Origin of the sequence: Cryobacterium ruanii, assembly GCF_004404055.1 — a bacterium.
GTDB classification, from domain to species: domain Bacteria; phylum Actinomycetota; class Actinomycetes; order Actinomycetales; family Microbacteriaceae; genus Cryobacterium; species Cryobacterium ruanii.
In genome coordinates, this window is the sequence record NZ_SOHK01000009.1 from 120,479 (window position 1) to 143,421 (window position 22,943).

Here is a 22,943-nt window from a genome sequence, read left to right on the forward strand (position 1 = left end):
GGAGCCGGCACCCCTAGGTAGGGGTGCCGTCATCCCTGATCAGTGCTGCGAGCGATGCCGTCGATTAGCGATCCGCCCGGTGCTCCTGAAGTTCGTCCACAATGAGCAGGTCGGGGCGCAAATGCTCGGTATCGTAGGCGGCCCGGCCCACGAGGTGCGCGGCCATCGGCGCGGTCAGAGCCTGGAAGACGACGATCGCGACAACGAGGGTCACGGTGCCGACCGAGAAATTGTTGATCGCGACATCCGCTGTCACGGCCATGAGACCGAAAATCTGCGGCTTGGTCGCGGCGTGCAGGCGCGACAACACGTCGGGAAAGCGGATGAGCCCAATTCCGGCGGCGAGGCACATGGTGGCGCCGGCGAGCACGAGAATCGCCGTGAGCACGTCGTGCATAGTGGCGTTCATGCGCTGTCCCTGGTGGGCAAAAAGCGGGCGACGCTGAGCGATCCGAGCACCGCGAACAGGGCCAGTACGAGCAGCACGGGCAGGGTGTCGGTGTGCCGGTTCAGGGCCATCTCGGCGCCGAGAGCACAGATGACCGTGGCGACGAGCACGTCCGAGGCGATGACCCGGTCGAGCACGCTCGGTCCGACGACGATGCGGTACACCGCGAGCAACGCCCCGATCCCGAACATGAACCCGGCGACCACCGCCACAACCTGCAACATCATGAGGTTCCCTTTTCATTCATTCGCTTGGCGCGGCGGGCGGCGCGGCGGTTCTCCGGCCGCACCCCGCGCATCCGCTCGACTTCTTCGCGCGAACCGAACCCACGCACGATGCGCCGCTCGGTGTTCTGCACGCGTCGTCGGAAGCTCTCGATATCACCGGCGCTGTGCATATTGAGTACGTGCAGGTACAGAATCGACGATTCCCGGTCGATGTCCACCACGATCGAGCCGGGCACGATCGACGTGGCCACGGCGGTCCAGGTGAGAATGAGGTCGCTGCGGGTGTGCAGGCGAATCGCCAGAATTGCGTTGCTCGTGACCAGCCTCGGCTTGACCGCCAGCCAGGCCACGTCGATCGACGCCCACACAATGTCAACAATCAGCCGTACGAAGAACACCACGGTGCGCAGCGGATGCACGCGCCCGCTCAACTGCACCGGCACCAGATAAAACCCCACGGTCACCACCATGCCCACGACGAACCCGACGAGCAGGTTCAGCCAGGAAAACTCGCCCCACAGCAGCATCCACAGCACGATCAGCGCAATCAGCGGTGGGATCTGGTTACCGACGGCTGCGAGGCGCTCGCGTGGCGTGGTCATCGGGCGCCCCCCTCGAAGTTCGTGCCCTCGTTGCTGTATTCGATCGCTCCGGTACCGTTCGGAAACACGGCGTCGATGTAGGTTGATGGCGAGCTGATGTTGCCCGCGGCCCGGGTGGTCAGGTCGAAGATCGGCCCGGCAAAAACGGTCAGGCACAGGGTGAACACGAGCATGGAGGTCGTCGCGCCGACCATGAGCGGTGAAATCGTCTTCTTGAGTACGAGCCCAACGTCTTGTGGGTCTTCCACGAGCGAGGCCGACATCGACGAGGTGTAATCCTTGACCTGTTGCTTGGGCCGCCAGAACGCCATGCTCCACACCCGAGCGAAAGCGTACAGGGTGAGGAGCGAGGTTAGCGCACCGACCCCGATCAGCACGTAGATGATCGGGTCGCCAACGATCGTGCCGGCCTGAAAGAGTGCGATCTTGCCAAGAAAACCGGAAAATGGCGGGATCCCTCCAAGGTTGAGGGCACCTAGAAAGAACAGAATGGCCACGAGCGGTGACGATTTGAGCAACCCTCCGAGGCGCGACAGCGACGTGGTCCCACCGACGCGGTCGATCAGCCCCGCAACTAGAAACAGGGTCGTCTGCACGGTGATGTGGTGTACGACGTAGAAAACGGTCGCGGCGATGGCGAGTGGAGTTCCGATCGCAATGCCGAACAGCATGTACCCGATATGACTGACCAGGGTGAACGAGAGCAGCCGTTTAATGTCGGCCTGGGCGAGCGCTCCCAAAATGCCCACGAGCAGGGTCAGCGCCGCAACGATCATGAGCGGCATCGAGAACTGATTGTCGGGAAAGAACAGGGTCTGGGTGCGCAGAATCGCGTAGACGCCGACCTTGGTGAGCAGCCCGGCGAACACCGCGGTGACCGGTGCGGGCGCGGTCGGATAGGAGTCCGGCAACCAGAACGACATTGGGAACACGGCCGCTTTCACCCCGAAGGCGATCAGCAGCAACAGCCCGAGAATCAACTGGATGTCGGCGGGCAGATCGGGTATCCGCTCGGCGATCAAGGCCAGGGTCACCGTGCCGGTGGCGCCGTAGATGAGCGCGATTGCGCTGAGGAACAGCAGCGACGACACCAGGCTCACGACGATATAGGTGATGCCCACTTGAATGCGGGCGCCGGTGCCGCCAAGGGTGAGCAGCACATAGCTCGCCGAGAGCAGCATCTCGAAGCCGACATACATCGAGAACAGGTCACCCGCGACGAAGGCGTTGAAGAGTCCGGCGGCCAGCACGAGATAGGTCGGGTGAAAGATCGACACCGGCGTTTCGGTGTCGCCGTCGACGATGCCTTGGCCGACCGCGAACAGCAGAACTCCGAGGAGCATAAGCGCCGAGATGAGCAGCATGATTGCCGATAGCCGGTCGACGACGAGCACGATTCCCCACGGGGCCTGCCAGCCGCCGACCTGCACCACGGCAGGCCCAGTCCGGTCGACGAGCACCAGCAATGCCGCGCTCATCACGGTCGCTGCGGTTAGGCTCGCCACGCTCACCAGCACCTGCAGGCGACGGCGCAGGCCGAGCATCAGGGTGACCGCCGCACCGAGCAGCGGCAGGCACACGATGAGGGGAACCAGGGCGGTCATCGCGCGTCCCCCTCGGCTGACGCGGATGCGCCGCGGCCGGCAGAATGCTTTGAGTGCGTGCCGGTGTGAGTCGTGCTGTCTTCGTCGCTCGTGGCGCCGTCACCCCGCTCGAACTCGTCGAGGGATTGCGCGATCGCGTCGTCATCGTCGGACGAGGAGAGGAAGGTGACATCGGCCTCGCCGGCGCTCTCGGTGGCGTGCTCGTCGGTGAGAGTGTCGCCCTCGTCGCCGAGTTGGGCGAGCCACCACGACCGATAGATGAGGGCGAGCAGCAGCGCGGTGATGCCGAAATTGATCACGATCGCGGTGAGCATGAGTACCTGCGGGATCGGGTCGACCATGTCTTCGACGCTCGTACCGGTGACAATCGGTGAGCTGCCGGGGCGGCCGCTCATGATGAAGATGAGCAGGTTGGTGGCGTTGCCGACCAGCAGAAGGCCGATCAGCACCCGGGTGAGGCTGCGTTCGAGCATCACGTAGACGCCGGCCGCGTACATGACGGCCATCAGGATGACGAGGGTGAGGGAGGCGCTCATCGGGCGACCTCCTCGGGAGTTGTCGTAGATGCGCCCTCGGGCGCTGGACCTGGTCGTTGGCCGATCTCGGCGGCCTCGCTCTGCCGGTCGATTTCGCTGCCGAGGCTGCGCAGAATGTCGTAGGTCAGGCCGATGACGACGAGGTAGACGCCGACATCGAAGATGGTCGAGGTGCCAAACGATAGGTTGCCGAGCACGGGAACCGTCGCCGTGAAGTACGCCGATTGGAGCGGAATCCCGTCGAAGAAGAGTGAGATGACGCTCATACCGACGGCGAGAATCACGCCGAGTCCGAGAATCTTGCCCGGGTCGATCGGGGCAGCTTCGCCGAGTTCGTAGCGTCCGCCGGCCAGATAACGGGCCACGAGGGCCAGGCCGGCGAGGAGTCCACCGGCGAAACCGCCGCCGGGTAGGTTGTGGCCGGCGAAGAGCAGGTAGATCGACACGATCATGGCGGGATGAAAGAGCAACCGCACGAGCACTTCGATGAGAATCGACCGGCTGCGCGGAGCGTTCTTGCGCCCGGCGAGGAGGAACGCCTGCCGGGTGACGGCGTGGCCATCGCTCGAGAGTTCAGGGTCGGCGACGACGCGGCGACGGTTGGCTGCCGAGCGCAGGCTGCGAGATTCCTTCAGCCGCGGCACGACCGCATTGCGACCCGAGACGAACAGCAGGCTTGCGACGCCGGTGGCCACGACGATGAGCACGGATACCTCGCCCATGGTGTCCCAGGCACGAATATCTACGAGCATTACGTTGACGATGTTGTCGCCGTGACCGTCTTCGACCGCCAATCGGGGCAGGGCGCCGGCAATGCTCTCGAACTGGCGGGCGCCAAGCGCGATGAAGCCGATGGTTCCCATGACCAGGCCCACGAGGCTGCCGATCAGCAGGCGTCGCTTGGGGCGCACCGGTTTGTTGTGGTGCGCGATGTTCGCGGGCAGGCGGCGCAGCACGAGCACAAAGATCACGAGAGTGATCGATTCGACCAGCGCCTGGGTGAGGGCAAGGTCGGGCGCGCCGTGAAAAGCGAACAGGGCGACGAGTCCGTAACCGGTGACGCCGGCAAGGATGACCGCGGTCATCCGCTGTGCAACGCGCGCCGCCATGACCGCGCAGATGGCCATGATCAGTGCAATGAGCACCTGGCCGGGGTAGTCCCACAACACGATTGTGTCGGGCCAGGTGCGGTTGGCGAAGGCCGCGAAGCCGAGGACGAGCACGAAGACGATGAGGATGGTGCCGAGGTACTGCGGCAGCCCGCCACGCTGGGCGAAGTGGGTGACCCGTGCTGCGAGGCGATCGACGCCGCGAATGGCCTTGCCGTAGCCGCGGCCGGCGTCGATGTAGTCGGGCACCTTGGCCTGCAGCCGCGAGACCCCGCGTCGGGAACGGAACAGGAGGGCGCCCAGCAGCAGCACGACCACGCTGAGGTAGAAGGCCGGCTCCAGCCCGTGCCATAGCGCCAGGTGATACGGCGCTTCGGTGCGACTGCCGGCGCCCGGCACGGTATCGGCGTAGGGCGCGAGCAGCGGGTCGAGCACGGAGGCGAACAGTCCGAGGCCAATGGTCAGGGCGGTGAGCACACCGGGGGCGAACAATGTGTCCCACGCGCTCGCGTGCAGAACGGTGCCCGCCTGTTTCTTGCGCGTTCCGAATGCACCCCAAAAAAAACGGATGCTGTACGCCACCGTGAGTACGGATCCCACGGCCGTGCCGATGAGCGCCGCGTAGCCCCAGCCGGATCCCCCGACGCCGGCGTCGAGCAGTGAGGTGAACACGGCCTCCTTGGCGACGAAACCGAAGAGCGGCGGCAGGCCCGCCATCGACGCGACCGCCACGAGCGCGATGACGGCGAGCGCCGGGGCGCTGCGACCGACGCCGCTGAGCTTGCGCCAGTCTCGGGTGCCTGCCCGATGGTCGATGACCCCGACGACGAGGAACAGCGTGGCCTTGTAGAGGGCGTGGGCGAGCAGCAGGGCGGCGCCGGCGAGCGCGGTGTCGCGGGTGTTGAACCCGATCGCGATCATGAGAAAGCCGAGTTGGCTGACTGTGCCGTAGGCCAGCAGCAACTTGAGGTCGTACTGGCGCAAGGCCCGCCAGGCTCCGACAATCATGGTCCAGACGCCGAGGGTCACCAGCACCGGCAGCCAACCGTCGCTGTCGGCATAACCGGGGGCGAGACGGGCGACGATGTAGATGCCGGCTTTGACCATGGCGGCGGCGTGCAGGTACGCACTGACCGGGGTCGGCGCCGCCATGGCAGCGGGCAGCCAGAAGTGGAACGGCACGAGCGCCGACTTCGAGAGCGCCCCAACCAGGATGAGCAGCACCGCCCAGGTGCCCAACGGGCCGGTCACCGGGTTGGCGACGATGTAGGAGAGGCTTGTCGTGCCGGCTGCGACCGAGATTATCACGACGCCCACGAGCATGACCAGACCGCCGAATGTCGTCACGATCAGGGCCTGCAGGGCAGCGCCACGGCTCTCCCGTTTGTGGGTGTAATGCCCGATCAGCAGGTACGAGAGCACGCTCGTGATCTCCCAGAACATGAACATGATCACGAGGTCGTCGGCGGTGACCAGGCCGTACATGGTGCCGGCGAACGCGAGCAGCAGGGACGCGAATCGGCCGAGGCTCGGTTCGTCGTCGGTGAAATAGCGGGCGCAATAGACGAGAACCAGGGCGCCGATACCCGTTACGACGAGGGCGAGCAGCCAGGCCAGGGTGTCGACCCGAAAGGAAAGACTGATGCCGAGCTGCGGAATCCACGGGATCGACTGGGTCACAGCCCCGCCAGCGGTGACCGTCGCCGTCTGGGTGAGCGTGTACGCGAAGGCACCGGCCGGCAGTAGCGCGATCAGGTAGAAAACGCGGGTGCCCAGATACCGGGTGAGCCACGGCGTGAGCACCGACAAGACGATGAATGCGAGGAGGAATGCAACCATGCGTCCTCCAGGCTTGTCAGGTCGGGGTGTCTAGGTTTAGCCTACCCGCCGACGGGCAGCCCCCGACTCCAGTTTCGGCGGTCGATCCCTCCCGTGGGCGCGTGTCTCGTTGGTTCGATCGGCTCACAGCGCCAACTCATTTGGGCATACGAACAGGGCCGCGGAGTAGGGTTGCGCTACCCCCGGCCAACGCCGCGAGCCGCCAGAAGGGCGCTCGCGCGCAGTTTCCGGCCACTTCCCGCGTCACTTTCGAGCCGCCTTTGGCGTCGCGTCGCTTATTTGCGTCGTACCGCCATTCGTAACCGAGAAGCTGTTCTGGAGCGACCGGCCAGCGAAATCGAGTACCGTTTTGAGTCCCACCCACGGCCAGCAGCCCTCTCCCACTCCCCCACTGGGTAACGCGACGCACGGGCACCACGACCACGCGAACCCGCGAAGAGAGACCCCGCTCGAGCACATTGAAGACGCGCTGAGCGTGCACGAGGACGATGCCCTGCATAAGGGCCTCAAGTCCCGCCACGTACAGATGATCGCGATCGGCGGCGCAATCGGCACCGGGTTGTTCCTCGGTGCCGGAGCACGCCTCGCCAGCGCCGGTCCCGCCCTGGTGTTGGTCTACGCGATCTGCGGTTTCTTTGCCTTTCTCATTCTGCGGGCGCTCGGCGAACTGGTGCTGCACCGCCCGAGCTCCGGCTCCTTCGTGTCGTACGCGCGCGAGTTCTTCGGCGAGAAGACGGCGTTCGTGACCGGCTGGCTGTACTGGCTCAACTGGGCCATGACGGCGATCGTCGACGTGACCGCCGTTGCCCTTTACATGAACTTCTTCGCCACCTACTGGGCGCCGTTCGGCTCGATACCGCAGTGGTTGTACGCCCTCGCCGCGCTGGGCCTGGTCATGTTGCTCAACCTGCTCTCGGTCAAGGTGTTCGGGGAGATGGAATTCTGGTTCGCGCTGATCAAGGTGCTCGCGATCGTGGCGTTCCTGATCGTCGGCACCTGGATGGTGATCTTCGGCACGCCACTGGACGGGGCCACCACCGGGTTTGCGCTGATTGGTGAAAACGGAGGCTGGCTGCCGAACGGGCTGATCGCATCCGTTCTCGTGGTGCAGGGCGTCGTGTTCGCGTACGCCTCAATCGAGCTCGTTGGCACGACCGCCGGCGAGACGAAGAACCCCGAAAAGGTCATGCCGAAGGCGATCAACACGGTCATCATTCGCATTGCGGTGTTCTACGTCGGATCGATTCTGCTGCTCTCGCTGTTGTTGCCGTACACGGCATACACGGCCGGCGAAAGCCCCTTCGTTACCTTCTTCGGCACGATCGGGGTGGACGGGGTCGACGTGATCATGAACCTCGTCGTGCTCACCGCGGCGTTGTCTTCGCTGAATGCCGGCCTCTATTCCACCGGACGCATCCTTCGTTCCATGTCGCTTGCCGGTTCGGCACCGCGCTTTGCGGGCAAGATCAGCCGCAACGGGGTGCCGTTCGGCGGCATTCTGCTAACGGGGGCCGTGACGCTGCTCGGCGTCGGGCTCAACGCCATCGTGCCCAACGAGGCCTTTGAGATCGTGCTCAACATGGCTGCGATCGGCATCGTGAGTGCCTGGGGCATGATCGTGCTGTGCCAGCTACGGTTGCAGGCCTGGGCCAAGCGCGGCATCGTCGTGCGCCCGGTGTTCCGCATGCCGTGGGCACCATACTCGGGCTACCTCACCCTGGTTTTCCTCGTCGGTGTGCTCGTGTTGATGGCATTCGACTGGCCCGTCGGCACGCTGACGATCAGCTCGCTCGTGCTGATCGTTCCCGGGCTGATGATCGGCTGGTACGCCTGCCGCGGCCGCATCCTTGAGATCGCGGCGGCCCGAGACGGCTTTTCCGGCCACCTGCCGGTCGTGGCCAACCGTCCGCTTTCCGACCGCCCCCGCCGCTAGCCCGCCGCACCTACTCGCGAGAGCGGTCCGGGCGGCTGCGGCTAACCCGGTCAGGCAGGAGCGCGACAGCGGCCAGTCGGTCGCTGACGATCACGATCACGAGCACCACGGCCAACAGGCCCACGTAGACGATCGGCACCAAATCGAGGCCGACCCTCTCGATCAGCACCGCCCCGAGCAGTGCGCCGCCGCCGATTCCGGCGTTGAATGCGGTGGTGTAGAAGGCGGCAGCCGTGTCGCGGATTCCCGGGGAAGCAGCATGCAGCATCCGTGTCTGCATAAGCGGGGGGAGCATGCCGAAGGCCATGCCCCACAGTATGAACGCGACAATCGCGATGGCAAGTGTCGCCGTGAACAGCGCCAGGAGCGTCACACTGAGGGCGCTCACGGCGAGGCCCAGAATCAAACCGAGGCTCGGGCGCTGGCCGAAGACCGTGCCGACGAGCAGCAGTCCGACCGCGCCGGCCACACCGTAGGCGAAAAGCAGCGGGGCGACGAGACCGAGGCCAACACCGAGCCCTTCGAGCAGGAACGGCGCAATGTAGGTGTAAAAGCTATAGTGACCGATCATGGTGATTCCGGTGATGATGCAGATCAACACCACCGCCGGCACCGTCGCGTCGCGCGGTTGCCTGGTCTTCGCCCCGGCAGCAGATGCCGGTGCGCCGCTCGAATACCGCGCCACCGGGGGCAGAAATTTCCATACCAACACCGCGCCGACGAGCATCAGGGCGGCGAGGACGACAAAGGAGAGCCGCCAGCCGAGAAGGTGCCCACCCGCGGTGCCGAGCGGCACACCAAACACGAAGGCGAGCGTGCCGCCCGCGACCGTGATGGAGACGGCGCGACCGATTTGGGCTCTCGGCACGAGGTGCCCGGCGTAGGCCCCCACAACCGACCAGAACAGGCCATGCGCGACGCCGCCAAGAACTCGTGCGGCGACGACGAACTCATAGGTCGGCGCGATGGCGGTGAGGATGTTGCTCACCGCGAAGATGATGAGCACGACGATGATTAGGCCGTGCCGAGGAAAGCGCCGGGTCCAGATGGCGACCGGCGCGCTCGTGAGCACGACCGTGAACGCGAACCAGGAAACGAGCAGCCCGATCTGCGACTGCCCGACGCCCAGACTGCGGCTCATCTCGGGGAGCAGCCCGGTCGGCAGCATCTCACTCGTGACGGAGAGAAAAACGGCCGCGGACAGGGTGATCAGCCCCACCCAGGGGAACGGAGAGGTGGGTTCGGTTTTCGCGGCGGACACAGCCGGGACCGACCCGGTGGGCAGAAAGATATTGGCGGTGTTGGTCATGGTTGCATTCGCACTGGCAAGTCGGGGTCGACCGGTGGGACCATTCACACCGAGATCGAAGCCACTCGACTACGCGCCGACGTGCGCGCCCGGGGCCGACTTGTTCAGTGCGACCAACACGTAGTCTACCCAAACCCGGTGACGCGGCAAGGTGGGCGGCCGGGGCATCCGCTTGCGCGCCGGGTATTCTGGGCCAATGACTTCTTCGACCCCGCATCACTGGGTAATCACGCTCGTTTGTTCCGACCAGCCGGGCATCGTGCACGCGGTCAGTGGCGCGATCGTTCAGGCGCAGGGCAATATCTCGGAGAGCCAGCAGTTCTCGAGCGATGACACCGGGCGTTTTTTCATGCGCTTGCAGGTGCAGTCACCGGCGACCCGGCCCGAGCTCGAGGCAGCACTCGCACCCGTGATCGAACGGTATGCGATGGCATCGGTCATCGACGTCGTCGGGCGTCCGCTGCGCACGCTCGTGCTCGCGTCCACGGCCGGACACTGCGTGAATGACCTGTTGTTTCGTCAGCGCGGCGGGCAGATTCCCGTCGAAATTCCCCTCGTGCTGAGCAACCACGGCACGCTGCGCGACCTCGTGGGGTTCTACGGGGTGCCGTTCGAGTCGCTGCCGATCACGGATGCCGCGAGTAAGGCCGATTTCGAAACGCGCGTGCTCGAGGCAGTCGACGAACTCGATATCGAACTCGTCGTTTTAGCCCGCTACATGCAGATTCTCTCGCCGGAACTGTGCGCCCGGCTCAGCGGGCGGGCGATCAACATTCACCACTCGTTCCTGCCGGGGTTCAAGGGCGCTAACCCCTATCGCCAGGCGCACGCACGCGGCGTGAAGCTCATCGGGGCGACCGCGCACTTTGTGACCGGCGACCTCGACGAGGGCCCGATCATCGAGCAGAACGTGGTGCGGGTCGACCACTCGCGCACCCCGGCCGAGCTCGTCTCGATCGGTCAGGATGAAGAGAGTCGCACTCTCACCCAGGCGGTGAAGTGGTTCGCCGAGAACCGGGTGCTGCTCGACGGAGCACGCACCATCATATTCAAGTAGCGCCCGGTCGGGTTCCCGGGACCACCTTATAAACGCGGGCCCAGTTTGTATCATGGGCCCGCGTTCCGGGCTCGGACCCGGAACGAACAGGCACGGGGCATCGCTAGGATTGATGGGTGACAGATACTCGCGAACTGCCGAAAATCGGCCCCAACGACATGCTCCGGTTCGTGCTCGAACTCTTCGCATTCGTCAGCCTCGGCGCCTGGGGTTTCGTCGCCTGGCCGCTCCCCTGGCCAGGTGTACTCGTCGGCCTGGCCACCCCCGCCTTCGCGATCCTGGTCTGGGCCTTGTTCCGGTCGCCGAAGGCCGTTTTTCGCCTCGACCCCTTCGGGAAGGCCTTCATAGAGATCGCCATCTTCGGCTCGGCCGCGATCGCCTGGTGGGACCTCGGCTTTCCCATCATCACCGTAATCTTCGCCATCGTCGCCACCGTGAGCGGCGTCATCTCGGGGCGCAAAGAGCTCCGCTAGAACGCCCCGAGAGCGCAAAAAGTGCCCGTTTGACACGTTCAAACGGGCACTTTCTGCGCTCTCGCGAGCTAGGCCAACCACCTCACGGCGGCGGCTACATCCGTTTCGGCGATCCCGTGGCCTCCGGGCCGCAGCACCTGCTCAACCCTCGCACCGCGCTGTTCGAGCACGGTGATGAGCCTCTGCACGCTCGGCAGCGGCGCCATCGGGTCACTTTCACCGTTCAACAGCACCAGAGCGGATGCCGCCAGGTCGCTGGCAGCGACCCGTGCGCCGATCGCGTCCGGTCCGGCACTCGCTGCAGCACGCTCGAGCGGATGCATGCCGGAGAACGCGATCACCCGCGCCACCACCTCGGGGTGCAATAGCGCCGTCGCGAGGGCGATGTTGGCGCCGTTTGAGAATCCGACGGCGATCATCGGGCGATCGCCCAACTCATAGTGTTCACGCGCCCAGACCAGAAACCCGGCGAGGTCGTCGGCCCGGCGAGCCACATCGTCAGTGTCGAAAACCCCCTCCGACAGGCGTCGGAACCAGCGGTTCATGCCGTTCTCCACTGCCCGCCCGCGCGGGGCGAGCACAGCGGCTCTGGGGTCGAGCGCTCCGGCCAGGCCGCTGATCTGCTGCTCGTCGCCGCCGGTACCGTGCAGCATGAGCAGCACGGGCGCGTCGACAGAACCAGGCCGAAACAGGTGCGGCCACTGGGCATTCGCGGCACTCATTCGGTGACCGCGACGGCAACTGGCGCCGCAACATCCGCTACGCCCGGGTTGTTCTCGGCGGGCAGATTGAAGGGCAGAACGGAATTCTCGATGGCCTCACGGCTCGGCTCGAGCCACGGCGGAAGCTTGAGAGACCGGCCGAGCTCGAGGAGCGGCTCGTCAATGTCGAATCCGGGGGTGTCGGTGGCAATCTCGAACAGAACGCCGCCGGGCTCACGAAAATAGATCGAGGTGAAGTAGTCGCGGTCAAGAATCGCCGTCACGCCGTAGCCGCGATCGACGAGCTGCTCGCGCCACACTTCCTGGGTGGCCCGGTCGGGCACCCGGAATGCCACGTGGTGCACAGAGCCGCCGGCGGTCAGTCCCGGCTCCCCGGTGGGGTCGGCGAGCACGTCGACGAGGTTTCCAGCTGCACCATCGCCCGCACCGACTCGAATGCGACCATCCGTTTCACTGATGACGTGCATGCCGAGGTCGGCCGTGAGCACCTGCACGGTCTTCGCCGGGTCGAGAACGGAGAGCACCGAGGAGTGCTGCCCGCGCACCGCGAACTCGGCAGGAACGGATGCGGAATCCCAGGGATTGCGCGAATCCACCGTTGAGGACGCCACGAGGTCAATCTGCAGCCCGTCGGGGTCGCGCAGCGAGAGTCGTTCCTCGTGCGAGGAGCGGCCCGTGATCGCGGATTCCACGCCGATCTTCGCGAAGTGGTCCTTCCACCAGCCGAGGCTGCCGGCCGGAACGGAGAACGCGGTCGTGGTCGACTGGCCGGCCCCGATACGTCCGCTGCGAATGCCGGTCCACGGAAAGAAGGTGAGCAGTGATCCCGGGCGACCGGAATCGTCGCCATAGTAGAGGTGATACGTGCCCGGATCGTCGAAATTGACGGTTCTCTTGACGAGGCGCAGGCCCAACCCGGTCACGTAGAAGTCAATGTTGCGCTGCGGGGCGCCCGCAATCGCGGTGACGTGGTGCAGTCCGCTGGTCTGGACGGTCATGGGTCTTCTCCTTGGCAATTCGATTGTTCGGCAATTCGATCGTTCGATATTCATGCAAACGCATGTACATCGGATTTCATTCCCGAATTCTCAGACGCGACGCTCCGACGGCATCCGCAGCGCGTAGGCGCCCGCAATGAGCAAAAAAAACCCGCCTACGGCGAACCCGGCCGAGAACGAGAAGGTGTCAACGAGCAGGCCGGCAACCAGCGGGCCGACGATCGCGCCGGCATCCGCGCACATCGAGAACACCGACACCGGGCGCCCCCCGCGTGCGCCAGCGGCATCGCCCACCGCGGCCGCCGGCGCGGTGCCCATGAACGCGGCGGCGACCCCGTAGACGCAGAGCAGGGCACCGAGCACCCAGATGTTCGGTGCGAACGAGATGGCCACAATGGTCAGGCCAGCCACAGCGAAAGCCCCGATGATGGCCGGTTTGCGGCCGACTGTATCGACAAAGCGGGCAGCCGGAGCGAGTGCAAGCGCCTGCGCAACCGCCGCCGCAGCGAGGGCGATTCCAGTCCATGAACTCGTGCCGCCGAGCACCACGACGACGAACAGCGGAATGAGCGTCGTGCGTACCCCGAGCGAGGTCCAGCCCTGGGCGAAGTTGGCCAGACAGGCCGCGCGAAAACGCTCGTCACGCAGCACGGCGCGAAACGGCGTGCGCACAGCGGATGCGTCGGCGCCGGCCAGCGCGCTGCCACGCCCACCCGAGCGCAACAGGAACAGCCCGACCAGGCCGGCCACCGTCAGGGTGCCGGCGTAGAAGAAGAACGGAGCGGTGAGGGAGATGGTCGCGAGCAGGCTGCCGATCGCGGGGCCCGCCATGCCGCCGATCAGAAACCCGCCCTGATAGAAGCCGATCGCGCGGGCCCGACGGCCGGGCTCGGCCGTGCGCAGCAGCAGCGTCATCGCCGACACCGAGAACATGGCCGAGCCGATGCCGCCCGCGCCGCGCAGCAGCAACAACTGCAGATAGCTATCGGCGGCGCCGACGAGTCCGCTCGAGAGCGCCACGATGCCGATGCCGACGGCGAGCACGGTGCGCTCCCCCGCCCAGTCAATCAGGCGGCCGCAGGCCGGGCTGAACACAAAACGCATGAGCGCGAAGGCCGAGACGACCGCCCCGACCTCGAGGTTGCCCACCCCGAAGCTCTGCACGTACACCGGCAGCACTGGAACGACAACGCCGAACCCCACCATCACGAAGAAGGCGATGACGCCGAGCACGATCACGTCGCGGTTCAACCGCGGCTTCGGGTTGGCTGGGTTCACTTCAGGTACAACGGATGCCCGGGGTCGCCCCCGCATCCATCCCGCCACTCGCATCCCTTTAGCCTAAGCTGCCGCGCCGGGCGGAAACACACTTTCGCCCGGCCCCGACCCGACCGCGCCCCGCCCGGGCCCACCTGAGGAACGTGGGCCCAGTTTCTCAACCAGGCCCACGTTCCGGGCCCGGGCCCGTGCAGAAAGAGACCGAGCCCGAACCCATCCAGCGGCGCGGGCTACCGCACGACCAGCAGGGAACGCGGCGGGCTGTCCGCCGCTGCGACAGTGTCGGTGCCACCGTAGTGCCCGACGACCTTGTACAGGCCACGACCGAGCCTCGGCAGCGTGACGCTGCCGTGCCCGTTAGCGTCAAGCGCCACGATGAACCGGCGCTTGTCGACCGTCACTGTGGCCGTGTCGCCGACCTCACCCTTGCTGGTCACCGTGACCGACGCGGTGACTCGGCTGGAGAAGAAGACGACCCGATGGTTGAGGCTCACCGCCACCGTTGCGGCATACTTCACGACGACCCCGGCCGAGGTGGCGGTAGCGCGCGGCCCGCCCGATACCGAAGCGGTCACCACCACGGTCAGCGTCGTTCCGGCGAGCGCTGCGGTCGGTGTGAAGCTCGCCGAGTTCGCGCCGTCGATGTCGACGCCGTCGCTCTGCCACCGGTAGCCGAAGGCGAGGCCCTCGGTGTTCCACTGGCCGGGATCAGCCGTCAACAGCGATCCGATCTCCGGGGTGCCGGACACGCTCGGCGCCACCGTGTTCACCGGGGCATCCGCTTCGCCGCCCTCGCTCGCCGCCACGGTGAGGATCGTCGACGCGGCGCTGTCGCCGTAGTCGACCACACCGAGGTACGGCGTGTTCGGCACAAGGCCGGCCCAGCTCAGCGTGTACGTGATCGGAACACCCTGGGGCCCCAGGACCGCCGGCGGGGTCGCCGTGAACCCGTTGCCGGACTCGCCCGACGAGACCGAGAAGGTGTTCACATCGAACGCCGTCGTGCCGGAGAACACGTCAACGATGACCTGGTAGAAACCGGCCTCCGGGTCGTCCAGGTCGACGTGTTCGTCGGCCGAACCGGTAGCCGACTGCCAGCCGGCAACCGGGTTGCCGCCCGCGCCGTCGAGCAACAGCACGAACAGGTCGAGGTCGGTCGAATCATCGACGGCGTCCAGGTCGAACCGGGCCAGCCGACCGTCCTGGATCTCCACTTCGTAGGTGAATTGATCGCCGGTCGTGCCCGCATCGGTGTGCGGGCTGAACGGGTCCTCGGCGTTGTTCTGGTGCACCCCGTTGGCCAGGCCACTGAGGTTCAGTGCCACCGGCTCTGAGCCGCCGGGGACCACCGTCACGTTGACAGTACCGTCCGTGCCGGTGCCGGCCACCTCGGCGGGGGCGACGACCGTGACCGGTCGAATAGCGATCGGGCTGTGCACCACGTCGAAGAAATCGCCAGGGTCACCCGAACCACCGTTGCCGAAGCCCCAGTCGAGCGAGCCGGTTGCGTACACGTCGAGCGGGGCATCCGTTCGGGTGAACGTCACGGTGTAACTCTGCTGCTCACCGACGGCATTGAACGTCATTTCGGCCGGGGAAACGACCGCATCGATGCCGGGAATCTCGATCGGAGTGGCGGTGTAGGTGCCCTCCCGAACGGCGGTGACCGTGCGGGTGATCGTCTCGGGCGCCGTCAGGGTTCCGATCTGAATCGATGGCAGGTTCAGGTTGCTGGCGTCGATCGGCTCCACGCCGGCATCGAACCCGATCCCCTGCAGGTATGCCAGCCAGTCGGCCGGGCCGCTCTGGTAGACCAGGCCCGGATAATCGAAGGACGAGGGATTGACCTGCCCTGCACCCTGCGCGAACGGGTCGGTCACCCGGTCACCGTTGGCGTCGACCGTGTCCTTTGCGGTCGTCATCATGACGGATTTGATCTCGGATGGGGTCGCGAGCGGCCTAAAGCCCAGAATGAGCGCGGCGAGACCGGCGATGTGCGGGCTGGCCATCGAGGTACCCGACAGAAACTCGAACGACGGGTCGGCCCCGGCCGCGTTGGGGCCGTCCGCCAGGATGCTGACGCCGGGCGCGGCGATATCGGGCTTGAGCAGGTCGCCGCCGTCGGCGATCACCGGCCCGCGAGAGGAGAATCCGGCTATCTGGGGCAACGGAGTCTGCGTGCCGGTGGTGTTGTCGGGCGTGAACGTGACCGTTGCAGCATCCGTCGCCGCGTAGGCGAAGACCGGGTCGAAGGCGAGAGCGTCGAGGTGGATGCTCGGCACCGAGTGCTCGTCGGTGTCGACGTCGGCCGGTGTGCGGTTGACCAGCAGCATGCCGCTGCCGCCCGCCCGTAGCACCTCGGCCGACTTGGCCACCCGGTCGTACACTCCGCGTTGGCAGAAGACGATCCCGCCGGCCACTTTGTTCGGGTCGAGGGCGCCCGGCGCGCACAACAGCGCGTCGACCGCATCGAAGCCGTCCACCGATACGAGGTCGGCCCGCAGCAGGTCGCCCGACAGCGGGGTGGCGCCGGGCGTGCGGTCAACGGTGATCGAGGCGCCGGCGTACTGCGAGCCGTCACCGAGGGTGGCGGTGGCCTCGTACGAGGGGATCGTGCTCGCGGCGACCGTGGTGATCCACGGGGCGGCGTTCTCCACGGTCGACTCAGCGGGGCCGTCGTTTCCGGCGGAGGCGGCCACGAAAATGCCCGCTGCCGCCGCGCCGAGGAAGGCCTGGTCGGTGGGCGAGAACGTGGTCTGGGCCGGGCCACCGCCGATCGAGTAGTTAATCACGTCGACGCCGTCGGAGATGGCCTGGTCGATGGCCCGCAGAATGTCGGTGTCCGTGCAGCCGTCATCGGTCGTGACCGAGTTGTCGGGACCCGACCAGCACACCTTGTAGGCAGAGATCTTGGCGGCCGGAGCCACGCCCGAAATGACGCCGAAGTCGACGCCGTTCACGTTTGCGGCGACGTCGACGTTTCCGCCGGCGGTGCTCGCGGTGTGCGAACCGTGACCGTCACCGTCGCGCGGGGAGACATATTCACCCGTTGATGCCGTGCCGATCTGGTCGGCACCAAATCCGTCGAGGTAGTAGCGCGCGCCGATCACCTTGGTGCTGCAGGCCGTCGCTGTGAACTGTTCGCCGTTCTGGCAGGTTCCGGTGAAGGTGGTTCCGTCGGCCTTGTTCATGGTGATCGTGTCACCGTCGAGCCACGGCTCGGCGCCGGGCGTCGTGCCGAGTGCTGAGCCGGCAAAAGAGGGGTTCTCTGGGGCGATACCGGTGTCGAGCACGCCGATAACGACGCCCTTGCCGGCCTCGCTCGATCCACCCAGCTTGGACCACAGTCCGGTCGGCCCGCTCAGTCGCAGAAAGTCGGTCGACGACTCGGCCGTCACGTGCCGGAGGGCGTCGGGTACGACCGACACCACGTTCTTCCTCACGGCGAGCGCCGCGGCCTGCTTTGCGGTCAGCTGCGCGGCGAACCCGTTGACCGCGAGCGTATAGGAATACCCCACGGTCGCATCAACGGATGCTGCCACCTCCTGTTGCACCCGGGTGAGATAGTCCTGGTAAGTCTCCGCCGCGCGGCTCTGCGCGTCGAGTTTGGCCCCGGCACCCGGCATCGTCGCCGAGAATCCGTTGACCCCGCCCTGGTACAGTGCGACAGCCTCGTCACTGAGCGTCACGATGTAGCGACCGGCGGTGAAGTCCATGCGGGTGCCGCCGGGCGCGCTGATACCGCCGGCGAGTCCGGTCGCAGCGGCAGGGGCAGCGCTGGCGGGAAGCGTTCCGCCGACGAGTGCAGAAGCGCTTACCAGGGCGAGGGTGACGGTGGCCGCGATTACGGCGCCGCGGCGTGTGCGGGATGTCGGCGCCGGGTTTAGCGCTGAACTCGGCGCAGACATCGTGCGCCTGAAGAAAGAACTCACGTGGGTGTCCAATTCGATAAGGGTGCGAGGAGGTCTCGTTCCACAGCAGGAACGTTTCGCTGTTCCGATGCGCGGGACAGTTCGCTCGTGACCGTAGCGCGCTCGCCGCCCCCCGGATAGGGGCATTCTCCGGGTCGGGCGCACGCGCAAACGCGCCGCAACATCCGGTGTCAAACGGATGCTGCGGCGCGTGCCCGGCCCGCTACCGCACGTTCAGTGTGCGCGGCTTGCTCGTCGCCCCAGCGATCAGGTCGGTGCCCGCGTACTGCGCGGTGACCACGTAGGTACCGCGGACCACGTAGGTACCGCGGACCACGTGAGCCTCTGGTGGGGGGCGAAGCGAGGAGCGAAATGCGGGCTTTCGGGCATGAGTGTGTTTCGCCTGAAGTCTGATTTCACGTGCGGGTCCAATCCGATCGGAGTGCGCTAGCCGCTCTGCCCTAGTTCGGGGCACAACGTGATCGGGAACGTATCGCACGACGCCCTCCCCCGCACAGAATGCAGATTGCCCGGTAACACGATTGTTACCTGGGCGAGTGCACAATCTGGCGCGTCCTTTCCGCTCAAATCAGACCGGCCTGTCTCCTACTGGGTGTACCGGTCTGTCCGTCTTTCCCAACGTTTCGACCGCTGCCGTTTCGACCGCTGCCGTTTCGACCGCTGCCGTTTCGATCGGTGCCGCGCCGACTCGCACCCGCCGCGCCGCCTCCACGTCCCGTCGACCACCGATCGCCCGCAGCGCGTTCAGGATGGTCACGAGGTCGACGGCCTCCTGGCTGATCGCGCCCGCGGTCGCCGGGATCAGCCCGAACGCCGCGACCACCATGAGTAGCACGCTCAGAACGATGCCGAGCCAGATGCTCTGCAGGGCCACCCGCACGGTGTCTTTTCCGATACGGACGGCCCGCACGGTGCGGGAGATATCGTCGAGCAGAATGACCACATCGGCCGATTCGCTCGCCGCCGTCGAGCCCTTCGCGCCCATCGCGATGCCCACGTCGGCGACGGCCAGCACCGGTGCGTCATTCACACCGTCGCCGACCATGATCACCGGCCGCCGGGTGAGCGCCCGCACCGCCTCGACCTTGTCGCTCGGCAGGCAGTCCGCCCGCACGTGCACGATACCCACCTGGGCTGCCACGTGCTGGGCGGTGGCGCGCGCATCGCCGGTGAGCATGAGGTTTTCCCGCACGCCGAGGCGGGCAAGGTCAGCGACTGTCTGGCGGGCATTGTCGCGCACCCGGTCGCTCGCCACGATGCTGCCGGCAAACCGACCGTCGACGGATACGTATATGGCCAGCTCACCGCCGGCGAGGTGGGTGGCCGTGGCATCTGCGGCGCCGTCGCTAATGAAGGCGAGCTTGCCGACCCGCACCGTGCCGGCCCCGAGTCGGGCCTCGACGCCGAAGGTTGCGGCCTCGCTCGCCGATTCCGCCACGTGCAACTCGAGACCGCGCTCGTGAGCGGTCGCAATAACGGATGCCGCCAGCACGTGACTCGAATATTGCTCGGCCGACGCCGCGAGGGTCAGTAGCTCATCGGCGGTGAAGCCCGCTTCGGGGCGCACCTCGGTGATCGCGGGCGTGCCGTAGGTGAGCGTTCCGGTCTTGTCGAAGACGACAGTTTGGGCGCGGGAGAGCGCCTCGAGCACTCCCGCTCCCTTCACGATGATGCCGTTGCGAGCGGCGCGGCTCATTCCGCCCATGAACGCGACGGGTGCGGCGAGCAGCAGCGGGCACGGTGTCGCCACCACGAGCACCTCGGCGAAACGCACCGGGTCACCGGAGAGCGCCCAAGCCAGCCCCGCGAGAGCGAGCGAGCCAGCCGTGAACGGTATAGCGTAGCGGTCGGCGAGCCGCACCACCGGGGCCTTGCTCGTCGACGCCTCATGCACAAGGGCGATGATGCGCTGGTACTGGCTGTTCGCGGCGGTCGCCGTGGCGACGATACGGGCCGCCGTCTGCCCGTTGATCGAGCCGCTGAGCACCCCGTCCCCGGCTGCTCGCTCAACCGGAAGGCTCTCACCCGTGAGGGACGATTCGTCGAACGCTGCGCTGGCGCTGTGCAGGTTACCGTCGACGGGAACGATCTCGGAGGGACGCACGAGCAGCAGATCCCCGACCCGCACCTCGGTGGCGGACACATCCGTGGTCTCGCCCGAGTCAGGGTCGAGTCGATGCGCTATTTGCGGGGCTCGTTTCAGCAGCGCGTCGAGTTCCCGCGCGGCACGTCCAGCGGCGAAATCTTCGAGGGCCGCCCCGCCGGTGAGCATGAGCCCGATGAGCAGGGTCGCCACGTATTCGCCCACCAGGATGGTCGCGACGATCGCGATGATCGCGAGCAGGTCGATGCCCAGGCTGCCCCGACGCAGCCGGCGCAACATCCCGACGAATTCGATCAGGGCGATGACGAGCCCGTAACCGCTGAACAGCCACTGCACCGCTGCCGGTGCGTCGAAGGCCCAGAGTGCCAGGCCGAGGAGCCCAACCGCGATCGTCGCCGCCACGATGGGATACCTCAGGGCGAATGCCGGGATGCGGGTCATGCACTGAGTCTGGCCTCTGCGCGCTCAGGCCGCTACTCGGCCTGAGCGCAGTCCAGCCGTGCGGGGCGCAGCGCACCGGCATCCGCTTGTGAACGCACGAAGGCCCCGACCAGGATCGGTCGAGGCCTTCGTGGTCCGGCTAGTGCAAACTACGCCAGGCGGGTCTGCAGGTTCTCGGCGAGCGAGGCGAGGAACTCTTCGGTGGTCTGGTAGCCCTGGTCGGGGCCAACCAAAAGCGCGAGGTCCTTGGTCATCTTGCCGCTTTCGACGGTCTTGATGACGACGTCTTCGAGGGTCAACGCGAACTCGGCCAGTGCCGGGTTGTTGTCGAGCTTCGCGCGGTGCGACAGGCCGCGGGTCCAGGCGTAGATCGACGCGATCGGGTTGGTCGACGTGGGCTTGCCGAGCTGGTGCTGGCGGTAGTGACGCGTTACGGTGCCGTGGGCGGCCTCCGCTTCGACGATCTTGCCGTCGGGGGTGGAGAGCACGCTGGTCATAAGGCCGAGCGAGCCGAAGCCCTGGGCGACGGTGTCGGACTGGACGTCGCCGTCATAGTTCTTGCAGGCCCAGAGATAACCGCCCTCCCACTTCATGGCGGAGGCGACCATATCGTCGATCAGGCGGTGCTCGTAGCTGAGGCCGGCCGCTTCGTAGGCGGTCTTGAACTCGGCGTCGAAGATGTCCTGAAAGATGTCCTTGAAGCGACCGTCGTAAGCCTTGAGGATGGTGTTCTTGGTCGAGAGGAAGACCGGCACGTTGCGCTCGAGGCCGTAGGCCAGGGTGGCGCGGGCGAAGTCGGTGATCGACGAGTCCAGGTTGTACATGCCCATGGCGACTCCGTCGCCGGGAGCCTCGAACACCTCGAACGTCGACGGCTCGCTGCCGTCCTGCGGCGTGAAGGTCATGCTGAGCGTGCCCTTGCCCTTGAAACGAAAATTGGTGGCCTTGTACTGGTCGCCGTAGGCGTGGCGGCTGATGATGATCGGCTTGTTCCAGCCGGGGACCAGTCGCGGAATGTTGGAGATGACGATGGGCTCGCGAAAGATGGTGCCGCCGAGGATGTTGCGGATGGTGCCGTTCGGCGAGAGCCACATCTTCTTCAGGCCGAACTCTTCCACCCGGGCTTCGTCGGGGGTGATGGTCGCGCACTTCACGCCGACGCCATGCTTCTGGATGGCATGGGCCGCGTCGACCGTGACCTGGTCGTTGGTTTCGTCGCGCTTCTGGATGGAGAGGTCGTAGTACTCGAGGTCGATATCGAGGTACGGGTGAATGAGGGTTTCCTTGATGGCGTGCCAGATGATGCGGGTCATCTCGTCGCCATCGAGCTCGACGACTGTTCCCTCAACCTTGATCTTCGACAAAAATTTCTCCTCTATATTCCGTGTGGCCGTCACGACCATCGACAACCCTACTAGAGGTGCACAACTATCTTGACATCGAGATAAATTCTCAAGTGAATTGCGAGTGTCGAAGCGTTGCTCGACTACCAGCGACCCCGGGCGCACGTTAGCCTGAACACATGGGTGAGTTGACGCTGGAAGAATTATCCGCACGTAACATCGTTGCGGCCAACAACCTCAGCCTGAAACCGGGCCAGGAGCAATTCATTGCGCCGGTGTCGTATTCGGTCGCCGCGTCGGTGATCAACCCGGCCACCTCATGGCAGCGCGTGGTTCTCCTCGACGGTGTCGTCGCGGGTTTCATCCACGGTAATTTCGATCCGAACTCCGAGCACGAAGAATTTCGCGCCTGCATCTGGCGCATCAATGTCAACGCGGAAACCCAGGGGCAGGGCGTCGGCAAGTTCGCCGCCGAGGCGCTGGCCGCTGAAGCTCGCGACCGTGGCTTCGGTCACGTCAACGTCATTTGGGAGCCCGGCGCCGATGGCCCGGAGGCTTTCTTTCACCGCCTCGGTTTCGTCGATGTCGGCGAAACCCAGTACGGCGAGGTCATCGGCTCGCTGCAGCTGTAATCTTTCCGATGAGTGAGCCCGACGATTTCGTGTCGCGGGTGCTCCGCGTGGTCGATTCCATCCCACCGGGTCGGGTGATGACCTACGGCGGCGTGGCCGCGCAGCTCGGCTCCCGAGCCGCTCGCGCGGTCGGGCTGGTCTTAGCCCGGTACGGCTCCGACGTGGCGTGGTGGCGGGTGATTCGCGCCGGCGGGCATCCGCCGATCGGGCATGAAGCCCAGGCACTGCCGCACTATCGCGCCGAGAACACGCCGTTGGTCGCCCCAAAAGCGGATGCCGCGTACCGCGTCGACTACGCTGCCGCCCGCTGGTCACCGCCCACGTAACGGTGCCGGGCTCAACCTGCCCGGCACCGA

General features: G+C 66.1%; 18 protein-coding genes. 5 read left to right on the forward strand and 13 right to left on the reverse strand.

Annotated elements, in window-relative coordinates; all coding sequences use genetic code 11:
• Positions 1-64: 64 nt before the first annotated feature.
• The 6 genes from mnhG to E3T47_RS06470 are packed head-to-tail and all read right to left on the reverse strand — an operon-like array spanning position 65 to position 6,365.
• Positions 65-409 (reverse strand): monovalent cation/H(+) antiporter subunit G, encoded by a 345-nt coding sequence (mnhG, locus tag E3T47_RS06445; RefSeq protein ID WP_134555325.1) that lies wholly within the window; start codon positions 407-409, stop codon positions 65-67.
• Complete coding sequence (locus tag E3T47_RS06450) at positions 406-675, reverse strand: MrpF/PhaF family protein (RefSeq protein WP_338419380.1); 270 nt, start codon at positions 673-675, stop codon at positions 406-408. Before E3T47_RS06450 ends, mnhG begins: the two co-directional genes overlap by 4 nt.
• Positions 672-1,277, reverse strand: coding sequence for a Na+/H+ antiporter subunit E (locus tag E3T47_RS06455; RefSeq protein WP_134555326.1), 606 nt, complete (start codon positions 1,275-1,277; stop codon positions 672-674). Before E3T47_RS06455 ends, E3T47_RS06450 begins: the two co-directional genes overlap by 4 nt.
• The gene (locus E3T47_RS06460) at positions 1,274-2,881 is read right to left on the reverse strand and encodes a Na+/H+ antiporter subunit D (RefSeq protein ID WP_134555327.1); all 1,608 of its coding nucleotides are present in this window, start codon (positions 2,879-2,881) and stop codon (positions 1,274-1,276) included. The genes E3T47_RS06455 and E3T47_RS06460 overlap by 4 nt, the downstream gene beginning before the upstream one ends.
• Positions 2,878-3,417: a sodium:proton antiporter gene (locus tag E3T47_RS06465; RefSeq protein ID WP_134555328.1), complete on the reverse strand. Its 540-nt coding sequence runs from the start codon at positions 3,415-3,417 to the stop codon at positions 2,878-2,880. The genes E3T47_RS06460 and E3T47_RS06465 overlap by 4 nt, the downstream gene beginning before the upstream one ends.
• Complete coding sequence (locus E3T47_RS06470) at positions 3,414-6,365, reverse strand: Na+/H+ antiporter subunit A (RefSeq protein ID WP_134555329.1); 2,952 nt, start codon at positions 6,363-6,365, stop codon at positions 3,414-3,416. The genes E3T47_RS06465 and E3T47_RS06470 overlap by 4 nt, the downstream gene beginning before the upstream one ends.
• Positions 6,366-6,840: 475 nt before the next feature.
• On the opposite strand from E3T47_RS06470, the gene E3T47_RS06475 reads away from it, so the two are divergent.
• Positions 6,841-8,298, forward strand: coding sequence for an amino acid permease (locus E3T47_RS06475; RefSeq protein WP_241982039.1), 1,458 nt, complete (start codon positions 6,841-6,843; stop codon positions 8,296-8,298).
• A 10-nt stretch (positions 8,299-8,308) separates the two neighbouring features.
• Here E3T47_RS06475 and E3T47_RS06480 read toward each other — a convergent pair whose 3' ends face one another.
• Complete coding sequence (locus E3T47_RS06480; protein ID WP_134555330.1) at positions 8,309-9,607, reverse strand: MFS transporter; 1,299 nt, start codon at positions 9,605-9,607, stop codon at positions 8,309-8,311.
• Positions 9,608-9,803: 196 nt separating this feature from the next.
• On the opposite strand from E3T47_RS06480, the gene purU reads away from it, so the two are divergent.
• Positions 9,804-10,664: a formyltetrahydrofolate deformylase gene (purU, locus tag E3T47_RS06485; protein WP_134555331.1), complete on the forward strand. Its 861-nt coding sequence runs from the start codon at positions 9,804-9,806 to the stop codon at positions 10,662-10,664.
• Positions 10,665-10,780: 116 nt separating this feature from the next.
• Positions 10,781-11,137, forward strand: coding sequence for a YrdB family protein (locus E3T47_RS06490; RefSeq protein WP_241982012.1), 357 nt, complete (start codon positions 10,781-10,783; stop codon positions 11,135-11,137).
• A gap of 68 nt (positions 11,138-11,205) precedes the next feature.
• On the opposite strand, the gene E3T47_RS06495 is transcribed toward E3T47_RS06490, so the two are convergent.
• From E3T47_RS06495 to E3T47_RS06520, 6 genes are all read right to left on the reverse strand, one after another.
• Entirely contained in the window at positions 11,206-11,859 is a 654-nt protein-coding gene (locus E3T47_RS06495; protein ID WP_134555332.1) for an alpha/beta hydrolase, read from the reverse strand.
• On the reverse strand, positions 11,856-12,857 hold the full coding sequence (locus E3T47_RS06500) for a ring-cleaving dioxygenase (RefSeq protein ID WP_134555333.1): 1,002 nt from the start codon (positions 12,855-12,857) through the stop codon (positions 11,856-11,858). The genes E3T47_RS06495 and E3T47_RS06500 overlap by 4 nt, the downstream gene beginning before the upstream one ends.
• 90 nt (positions 12,858-12,947) lie before the next feature.
• A complete protein-coding gene (locus tag E3T47_RS06505) occupies positions 12,948-14,171 on the reverse strand; it encodes an MFS transporter (protein ID WP_134555334.1) in 1,224 nt (407 codons plus the stop codon).
• A 194-nt stretch (positions 14,172-14,365) separates the two neighbouring features.
• Positions 14,366-18,067 (reverse strand): S8 family serine peptidase, encoded by a 3,702-nt coding sequence (locus E3T47_RS06510; protein ID WP_241982014.1) that lies wholly within the window; start codon positions 18,065-18,067, stop codon positions 14,366-14,368.
• Positions 18,068-18,635: 568 nt separating this feature from the next.
• A complete protein-coding gene (locus E3T47_RS06515) occupies positions 18,636-20,612 on the reverse strand; it encodes a heavy metal translocating P-type ATPase (RefSeq protein WP_134555336.1) in 1,977 nt (658 codons plus the stop codon).
• 149 nt (positions 20,613-20,761) lie between these two features.
• A complete protein-coding gene (locus E3T47_RS06520; protein ID WP_134555337.1) occupies positions 20,762-21,976 on the reverse strand; it encodes an NADP-dependent isocitrate dehydrogenase in 1,215 nt (404 codons plus the stop codon).
• A 158-nt stretch (positions 21,977-22,134) separates the two neighbouring features.
• Between E3T47_RS06520 and E3T47_RS06525 the strand changes: the two genes are divergently transcribed.
• Positions 22,135-22,587 (forward strand): GNAT family N-acetyltransferase, encoded by a 453-nt coding sequence (locus E3T47_RS06525; RefSeq protein ID WP_134555338.1) that lies wholly within the window; start codon positions 22,135-22,137, stop codon positions 22,585-22,587.
• A gap of 8 nt (positions 22,588-22,595) precedes the next feature.
• On the forward strand, positions 22,596-22,913 hold the full coding sequence (locus E3T47_RS06530) for an MGMT family protein (protein WP_134555339.1): 318 nt from the start codon (positions 22,596-22,598) through the stop codon (positions 22,911-22,913).
• The last annotated feature ends 30 nt before the right edge of the window (positions 22,914-22,943 follow it).